Genomic DNA, 7,854 nt, shown 5'->3' with positions numbered 1-7,854 from the left:
CCCCCCCCCCCGCCGCTCGCAGGTCCGGGCCGTCGGGGCAGGTCAGGCGTTGCCGTCGAACAGGGAGGTCACCGACCCGTCGTCGAACACCTCGCGGATCGCGCGCGCGAGGAGCGGCGCGATCGACAGCACCGTGAGCTTGGGGAAGCGGGCCTCGTCCTCGATCGGCAGGGTGTCCGTGACGATCACCTCACGCGCGCCGCTCTCCTGCAGGCGCTCCGCCGCCGGGTGCGACAGCACGCCGTGCGTCGCCGCGACGATGACGTCCTTCGCGCCCGCCTCGAGCACCACGCGCACCGCGCCCGCGATCGTGCCGCCGGTGTCGATGAGGTCGTCGACGAGCACGCACGAACGGCCCTCGACCTCGCCGACGACGCGGTTCGCGACCGTCTTGTTGGGGCTGCGGATGTCGCGCGTCTTGTGCACGAACGCGAGCGGTCCCCCGCCGAGCTTCGCGGCCCACTGCTCGGCGACGCGGATCCGGCCCGCGTCGGGCGAGACGACCGTCACGTTCGAGGTGTCGACGCGCGTGCGCACGTAGTCGATGAGCGTCGGCATCGCCCACAGGTGGTCGACCGGCCCGTCGAAGAAGCCCTGGATCTGCGCGGTGTGCAGGTCCACGCTCATGAGGCGGTCGGCACCGGCGGTCTTGAACAGGTCCGCCAGCAGGCGGGCGGAGATCGGCTCGCGGCCGCGGTGCTTCTTGTCCTGCCGGGCGTACCCGTAGAACGGCGTCACCACCGTGATCGTCTTCGCGGACGCCCGCTTGAGGGCGTCGACCATGAGCAGCTGCTCCATGATCCACTGGTTGATCGGCCGCGCGTGCGACTGCAGGACGAACGCGTCCGAGCCGCGCACCGACTCGCCGAACCGCGTGTAGATCTCGCCGTTGGCGAAGTCGTACGCCGTCGTCGGCACGAGCTCGATGCCGAGGTGCTCCGCGACGTCCGTCGCGAGCTCCGTGTGCGCACGGCCGGAGACGAGCACCAGCCGCTTCTCGCCGTCGTTGGTGACGATGCCGGTCATCGAGCGGAGTCCTCCGTGGTGGTGCCGGCCGGGTCGGCGAGCGGGGCGGGCTGGTCGGGGAGCTGGGGCGGCGGGGTCTGCCGGGGTCCGCTCGCGGCCTGCGCGGCACGCTCACGCTCGGCACGGGCCTGGGGCGACAGGTCGCCGTCCTGCCCGGCCGACGCGCGGCGGGCCGCGTCCGCGGCGGGCGTGCCCTCGCGGGCCCGGGCCACCCAGCCCTCGATGTTGCGCTGCGCGCCGGCCGACACCCCGAGCGCACCGGCCGGCACGTCGCGGCGGATGACCGACCCGGCTCCCGTGTACGCGCCGTCGCCGATCGTCACGGGCGCGACGAACATGTTGTCCGCACCCGTGCGGGCGTACGAGCCGATCGTCGTGTGGTGCTTGTTCACGCCGTCGTAGTTGACGGTCACCGACGCGGCACCGATGTTCGTGTGCTCGCCGATCGTCGCGTCGCCGACGTAGGACAGGTGCGGCACCTTCGAGCCCGTGCCGATCTGCGCGTTCTTCGTCTCGACGAACGTGCCGATCTTGCCGTCGGCGCCGAGCACCGTGCCGGGACGCAGGTAGGCGAACGGCCCGACGGACGCGCCCTCGCCGATCACCGCGAGCGACCCGTGCGTCCGGCTCACCGTCGCGCGCGGCCCGACCTCGACGTCGGTCAGCGTCGTGTCCGGTCCGACCGTGGCGCCCTCGCGGACGACCGTCGCACCGTGCAGCTGCGTGCCGGGCAGGAGCGTCACGTCGCGCTCGAGCTCGACGTCCACGTCGACCCACGTCGTCGCGGGGTCCACGACCGTCACGCCCTCGCGCATCCAGTCCTCGAGAAGGCGCCGGTTGAGCTCGGCGCGCAGCCGCGCGAGCTGCACGCGGTCGTTGACGCCCTCGACGAGCACCGGGTCGTCCGTGCGCAGCGCGCGCACGTGCCCGCCGCCCGCCCGGGCGATCGCCAGGACGTCCGTCAGGTACACCTCGCCCTGCGCGTTGTCCCGGCCGAGGCGGCCCAGGCCGTCGCGCAGGACCGCCGCGTCGAACACGTAGATCGAGGAGTTGATCTCGGTGATCGCCCGCTGTGCGTCGTCGGCGTCCTTCTGCTCGACGATGCCGAGCACGTCGCCCGTGCCCTCCTCGCGCAGGATGCGGCCGTAGCCCGTCGGGTCGTCGACCTCCGTCGTCAGCACCGTGACCGCGTTGCCGTCGGCGTGGTGCGCGGCGAGCAGCTCGCCGAGCGTGCCCGCGTCGAGCAGCGGCACGTCGCCCGCGACGACCACGACCGCGCCGTCGAGCAGCACGCCCGCGGCGGCGCCCGGCTCGGGCCGCGCGTCGTCGGTGTCGACCGACCGCGCCTGGGCCGCCGCGTCGAGCGCCGACATCGCGACCTGGACCGCGCGCCCCGTACCGGGGATGTCGTCCTGGTCGGCGAGCAGCGCCTGCGGGTCGACCTGCGCGACGTGCGCGGCGACCGCCTCGCGACCGTGCCGCACGACGACGACCACGCGGGCCGGGTCGAGCGCACGCGCCGAGGCGAGCGCGTGGCCGAGCATGCTGCGGCCGGCCAGGGTGTGCAGGACCTTGGGGGTTGCCGAGCGCATTCGTGTTCCCTCACCTGCGGCGAGGACGACGACGGCGGCTGGGCGGGGATACGTCACCTGGGGGTGCTCCTCGCGGGGTCTGCCCGGAGGTCTCCGGGCGGTGGAACCGTGCGCACCAGCACTCTACCGCCGCGCCGGGGCCCCTCCCGTCGCCTCCCCCGCGCGGGGCGGCTGGCAGACTGGTCCGCCGACGGCGCCGCCTGGCCGCGCCGGTCCGCCCTGGTGTAACGGCAGCATGCAGGCCTTTGGAGCCTTGCGGTCCAGGTTCGAATCCTGGGGGCGGAGCCGCTCGCCCCAGGCGACCCGCGCGGCGGGCGGGACAGACGAGCCCAGGTTCGAATCCTGGGGGCGGAGCCGCTCGCCCCAGGCGACCCGCGCGGCGGGCGGGACAGACGAGCCCAGGTTCGAATCCTGGGGGCGGAGCCGCTCTGCGGACCCCGCACGGCATGATGGCCCCGTGGCATCGGAGACCAGGCGGCCGCCCCGCTCGCGCATGACGGGGACGCAGCGGCGTGCGCAGCTGCTCGACGTCTCGCGCCGCCTGTTCGCCGAGAAGGGCTTCGACGGCACGAGCATCGAGGAGATCGCGTCCCGCGCGGAGGTCTCGAAGCCGGTCGTGTACGAGCACTTCGGCGGCAAGGAGGGGATCTACGCGGTCGTCGTCGACCGGGAGATCCAGGCGCTCACGGGCGCGCTGACCGGTGCGCTGGAGGGCGGCGGCCACCCGAAGGTCCTCGTGGAGCGGACGGCGCTCGCGCTGCTCAGCTACATCGAGGCGTCGGAGGACGGGTTCCGGATCCTCGTGCGGGACTCGCCGGTCGCGCAGGCCACGGGCACGTTCTCGAGCCTCATCGGCGACGTCGCGTCGCAGGTCGAGCACCTGCTGGCGGACCAGTTCCGGGGGCAGGGCCTGGACCCGCGGACGGCGCCGATCTACGCGCAGATGCTCGTCGGGATGGTTGCGCTCACGGGTCAGTGGTGGCTCGACGCGCGGCGCCCGCGCAAGGCGGAGGTCGCGGCGCACCTGGTGAACCTCGCGTGGAACGGGCTGTCGGGGCTCGAGCGCCGGCCCGAGCTCACGCGGCAGTCCGACGCACTGGCGTAGCGACACGCGCGGGTCCCAGGGTCGTTGTGTCGACGTCGAGTAATCTCGCCAGCATGGCGCCGGGGACGGCTCCCGCGGAGCCGGGAGCGCAGGACGAGGTCGACCGGATCGTGCTCGCCTGGGAGCGCGAGCGGCCGGACCTCGACGTCCGCCCGCTGACGGTCCTGTCGCGGGTGAGCCGGCTGGCGCGGCACCTGGACCTGGCGCGCCGGGGCGCGTTCGCGCGGCACGACCTGGAGACGTGGGAGTTCGACGTGCTGTCGGCGCTGCGTCGGGCGGGTGCGCCGTACCGGCTGTCACCGGGGGCGCTGCTCACGCAGACGCTGGTGACGAGCGGCACGATGACGAACCGCATCGACCGGCTCGTCGAGCACGGCCTGGTGCAGCGGCAGCCGTCGCCGGACGACCGGCGGGGCGTGCTCGTGCAGCTCACCGACGCGGGGCGGCAGCGAGTCGACGCGGCGTTCGCCGACCTGCTGGACGTCGAGCGCGGGCTGCTCGGGGACCTCGACGAGTCGGACCGGCAGCGGCTCGCGGACCTGCTGCGCGAGGTCGTGGCCCCGTTCGACGCGTGAGGGCATGACGGCGGCCCGGCGGGTCGCCGCGGACGGTGCGCGCGGGCTGCTGCTCGCCGCGGTCCTGCTGTACGCGCTGAACCTGCGCGCGCCGATCACGGCCCTCGCGCCCGTCGTCGACGACGTGCAGGCCGACCTGGGGCTGTCGGCCGCGGGCGTGGGCCTGCTCACGGGTGTGCCGGTGCTGTGCTTCGCGGTCGCGACGCCGCTGGTCGCGGTGCTGCTGGCGCGGGCGGGCACGACGCGCGTCGTGACGGCGTCGCTCGTGACGGTGCTGGTGGGGACGGTCCTGCGGTCGGTCGACGGGTTCGGCACGGCGCTCGTGGGGACGGTCCTCATCGGGGTGGCGATCACGGCGGGGAACGTCGCGGTGCCGGTCGTCATCGGGCGGGACTTCCCGTCGGCGGTGCCGCGCGCGACGGGGCTGTACACGGCGGCGCTCAACGGGGGCAGCGTCCTGACGACGACGCTGACCGAGCCGCTGGCGTCGGTCGTCGGGTGGCGCTGGGCGCTGGTGTCGTGGGGCGGGCTCGCGGTGGTCGCGCTGGTCGTGTGGCGGCGGGCGTACGGCGGGCGGGTCGTCGGCGGTCCCCCGGCGCGGGGCGGCAGTGGGGAGGAGGCCGCCGGCGGGGCGTCGGCAGACGGACGAGCGGGCGGAGACGTCGACCCGAGCGGGTCGGGCCTGGCCGTCCCCGACGCGTTGCGACGACCCGTGACGTGGCTGCTCGCGGTGTCGTTCGCGGGGCAGGCGTTCGGGTACTACGCGGTGAGCGCGTGGCTGCCGACGGTGCTGCACGACGGCACGGGGATGGACCCGACGGCGGCGGGCGGGGCGGCGGCGCTGTTCCAGCTGTTCGGGATGGTCGGCGGCGTCGGTGTGCCGATCGCGCTGTCGCGGCGCGTGCCGATGCGGGTGGTGTCGCTGGCGATCGCGGTGGGCTGGGTCGCGCTGCCGGTGGGGCTGGTCCTCGCGCCGTCGGCCTGGGCGCTGTGGTGCGTGCTGGCGGGGGTGTCGCAGGGCGGCAACTTCGCGGTGATCTTCACGGTCATCGCGCAGACGGCGGGCTCGCAGCGGGCGGCGCGGCGGATGTCGGCGGCGGTGCAGAGCTTCGGGTACGCGTGCGGCGCGGCGGGTCCGAGCGTGCTGGGTGCGGTGCACGTCGCGGCGGGCGGCTGGCGGGCTCCGCTGTTCGTCGTGCTGGGGGCGATCCTCCTCATGGCGGTCGCGGCGCAGCTCGCGCTGCGCTCGGTCCGCCGGGCGGCGTGAGGCCGGTCAGCCGAAGGCGCTCAGCAGGGGGTCGAGCAGCAGCATCCCGACGGCGCCCACGGGCACGGTGACGGCGAGCCAGCGCGCGGTGGCACGCAGGGGTCCGGGTCGCCGGCCGACGGTGAGGAGCAGCGTGACCGCGACAGCGCCGAAGACGACCGCGTCGTCGACGTACCCGAGCCGGATGCCGTAGCCGACGACGGCCTCGACCGCCCACACCGCGACGAGCAGCGCCGCGCCGAGCCCGCGCAGGCGGCCGGTGGCCGTGCGCCACAGGTGCCCGGCCAGACCGAAGACCGGGCCGCCGACGACCCCGACGGCGGCCCACTCGACGACGGTGCCGGTCGAGACCCCGAAGCCGCGCAGGTGCGAGGTCGCGTAGTAGCCCGCGACCTGCAGGACGCATGCGAGCAGCCCGGCGGCGACGGCGAGGCCCCGCGTCCGCGAGCGCGCGCCGACGACGAACGGGACGACGAGCCACGGCGAGACCGCGTTGGCGAGGCCCGCGACGGGGTCGGGCAGGACGGTCTGGAGGTACGACGTGGCCGCTCCCCAGCCGAGCCCGAGGACGACGGCGCCGGCGAGGACGGCGAGCGGTGGACGCCACCGCGCGGGGGCGGCGGGCGGGGTGCCCGGGGTGGTCGTCGTGCTGGTCATGGACGTCGATGGTGCGCGGGCCGGGGTGGTCGGCGCGTCGGCCCGTGGTCGGAACGGTCCGTGCGCGGGGTGCGCCCGGGGGCCGACGCGGCGTCCGACCAGCAGGACGGTCCGCGGCATCCCCGTTCTTGATGAGAATGAGATTCATGTTCTGCTACGGTCCTGGTCGTGACGCAGCAGCGTCGCCCCCACCACCCCGGAAGGAGCCGGTGCCGCGCGCGGCACCTGACGACCCCATGACGCAGACCCTCGCCCGACCCGGCCGCCGCCGTGCGGCCCGTGCGGCCGCCGCCGCCCTCCCCCTCGCCCTCCTCGCGGCGTGCGCCGGCACCGCCGACGACGCCGCCCCCGCCTCGAGCGCGAGCGCGACCACCACGACCGCCGGCTCGCCCGCCGAGGCCGCCACGTACCAGCCGCGGATCGTCCTCACCTACGACGGCGGCCTCCTCGTCCTCGACGCCGACACCCTCGAGACCGTCGACCGGATCGAGGCCGACGGCTTCCTGCGGGTCAACGCCGCGGGCGACGGCCGCCACGTGATGGTCTCGACCGACGCCGGATTCCAGGTGCTCGACGCCGGGACCTGGGCCGAGGAGCACGGGGACCACGCGCACTACTGGACCGCCGAGCCCGCGCTCACCGACGTCGTCTACGCGGCCGAGAAGCCGGGGCACGTCGTCGTGCACGACGAGCGCGTCGCGCTGTTCGACGACGGCACCGGCGAGGTCACCGTCCTCGACGTGCACGACGTCGCCGGCGGGGACGAGGCGGTGACGCGCACGCACACGACGCCGTCGGCCCACCACGGCGTCGCGGTGCTGCGGACCGACGACTCGCTCGTCGTCTCGGACGGCACCGAGGAGGCGCGCACGGGCGTCCGCCTGCTCGACGCCGATGACACCGAGGTCGCCGCGACCGACGCCTGCCCGGGCGTGCACGGCGAGGCCGTCGCCGCGGACGAGGTCGTGGTCGTCGGCTGCCAGGACGGTGTGGTCGTCGTCGGCACCGACACGATCACCAAGGTCGCGAGCCCCGACGCGTACGGCCGCATCGGCAACCAGGCCGGCACCGAGGAGTCGCCGGTCGTGCTGGGCGACTACAAGTCCGACCCCGACGCGGACCTGGAGCGGCCGACGCGCGTCTCGCTCGTCGACACCCGGACCGCGTCGCTGCGCCTGGTCGACCTGCCGGCGTCGTACACGTTCCGCTCGCTCGGCCGCGGCGCCGACGGCGAGGCGCTCGTGCTGGGCACCGACGGCGCGCTGCACGTCATCGACCCGGAGGCGGGCACGCTGACCCGCTCGATCCCGCTGATCGACGCGTGGACCGAGCCCGACGAGTGGCAGCAGCCGCGGCCTGCGCTGCACGTCCTCGACGGCATGGCGTACGTGACGGACCCCGCGACGAACCAGGTGCTCGCGGTCGACGTCGCGTCGGGCGAGGTCTGGAAGACGGCGAAGCTCGACGTGACGCCGAACGAGATCACGTCGGCGGCCGGGCGGCACGCGCACTGACCTCACCCCGCGGGGCGACCGTGCCCGCGCGACCGGCCTCCTGGTCGGGACGCGCGGGCACGGTCACGTCCGGACGACTGCGCGCGGCCGGCGCGGGGCCGTCCGCCGGACGCGCGGC

Annotated in this window: 7 protein-coding genes and 1 tRNA gene; 5 read left to right on the top strand and 3 right to left on the bottom strand. The window is 75.2% G+C overall.

Going from position 1 to position 7,854, the window contains the following annotated elements; translation table 11 throughout:
* Positions 1–42: 42 nt before the first annotated feature.
* Both CBZ_RS15740 and glmU read right to left on the bottom strand, forming a co-directional pair.
* Positions 43–1,026: a ribose-phosphate diphosphokinase gene (locus CBZ_RS15740; RefSeq protein WP_130782443.1), complete on the bottom strand. Its 984-nt coding sequence runs from the start codon at positions 1,024–1,026 to the stop codon at positions 43–45.
* Positions 1,023–2,618 (bottom strand): bifunctional UDP-N-acetylglucosamine diphosphorylase/glucosamine-1-phosphate N-acetyltransferase GlmU, encoded by a 1,596-nt coding sequence (glmU, locus tag CBZ_RS15735; protein ID WP_246013479.1) that lies wholly within the window; start codon positions 2,616–2,618, stop codon positions 1,023–1,025. The genes CBZ_RS15740 and glmU overlap by 4 nt, the downstream gene beginning before the upstream one ends.
* Positions 2,619–2,831: 213 nt before the next feature.
* Here glmU and CBZ_RS15730 point away from each other — a divergent pair.
* The 4 genes from CBZ_RS15730 to CBZ_RS15715 all read left to right on the top strand — a co-directional run bounded on the left by CBZ_RS15730 (position 2,832) and on the right by CBZ_RS15715 (position 5,565).
* A tRNA-Gln gene (locus tag CBZ_RS15730) sits at positions 2,832–2,903 on the top strand.
* Between the two features lie 208 nt (positions 2,904–3,111).
* A complete protein-coding gene (locus tag CBZ_RS15725; protein WP_130782444.1) occupies positions 3,112–3,723 on the top strand; it encodes a TetR/AcrR family transcriptional regulator in 612 nt (203 codons plus the stop codon).
* Between the two features lie 53 nt (positions 3,724–3,776).
* Positions 3,777–4,298 (top strand): MarR family winged helix-turn-helix transcriptional regulator, encoded by a 522-nt coding sequence (locus CBZ_RS15720; protein ID WP_130782441.1) that lies wholly within the window; start codon positions 3,777–3,779, stop codon positions 4,296–4,298.
* A gap of 4 nt (positions 4,299–4,302) precedes the next feature.
* Positions 4,303–5,565, top strand: a complete 1,263-nt coding sequence (locus CBZ_RS15715; protein ID WP_130782440.1) for an MFS transporter — start codon at positions 4,303–4,305, stop codon at positions 5,563–5,565.
* A gap of 6 nt (positions 5,566–5,571) precedes the next feature.
* Here the strand turns inward: CBZ_RS15715 and CBZ_RS15710 are convergent, their stop codons facing one another.
* Positions 5,572–6,222, bottom strand: a complete 651-nt coding sequence (locus CBZ_RS15710; protein ID WP_130782439.1) for a DUF6518 family protein — start codon at positions 6,220–6,222, stop codon at positions 5,572–5,574.
* Between the two features lie 236 nt (positions 6,223–6,458).
* Here CBZ_RS15710 and aztD point away from each other — a divergent pair, with 236 nt between their 5' ends.
* On the top strand, positions 6,459–7,736 hold the full coding sequence (gene aztD, locus CBZ_RS15705) for a zinc metallochaperone AztD (protein ID WP_130782438.1): 1,278 nt from the start codon (positions 6,459–6,461) through the stop codon (positions 7,734–7,736).
* Positions 7,737–7,854 lie beyond the last annotated feature (118 nt).

This window comes from Cellulomonas biazotea (assembly GCF_004306155.1).
Lineage (GTDB): Bacteria > Actinomycetota > Actinomycetes > Actinomycetales > Cellulomonadaceae > Cellulomonas > Cellulomonas biazotea.
Note: the sequence above shows the minus strand (reverse complement) of the source record. Positions and strands in the feature narration are given on the sequence as shown.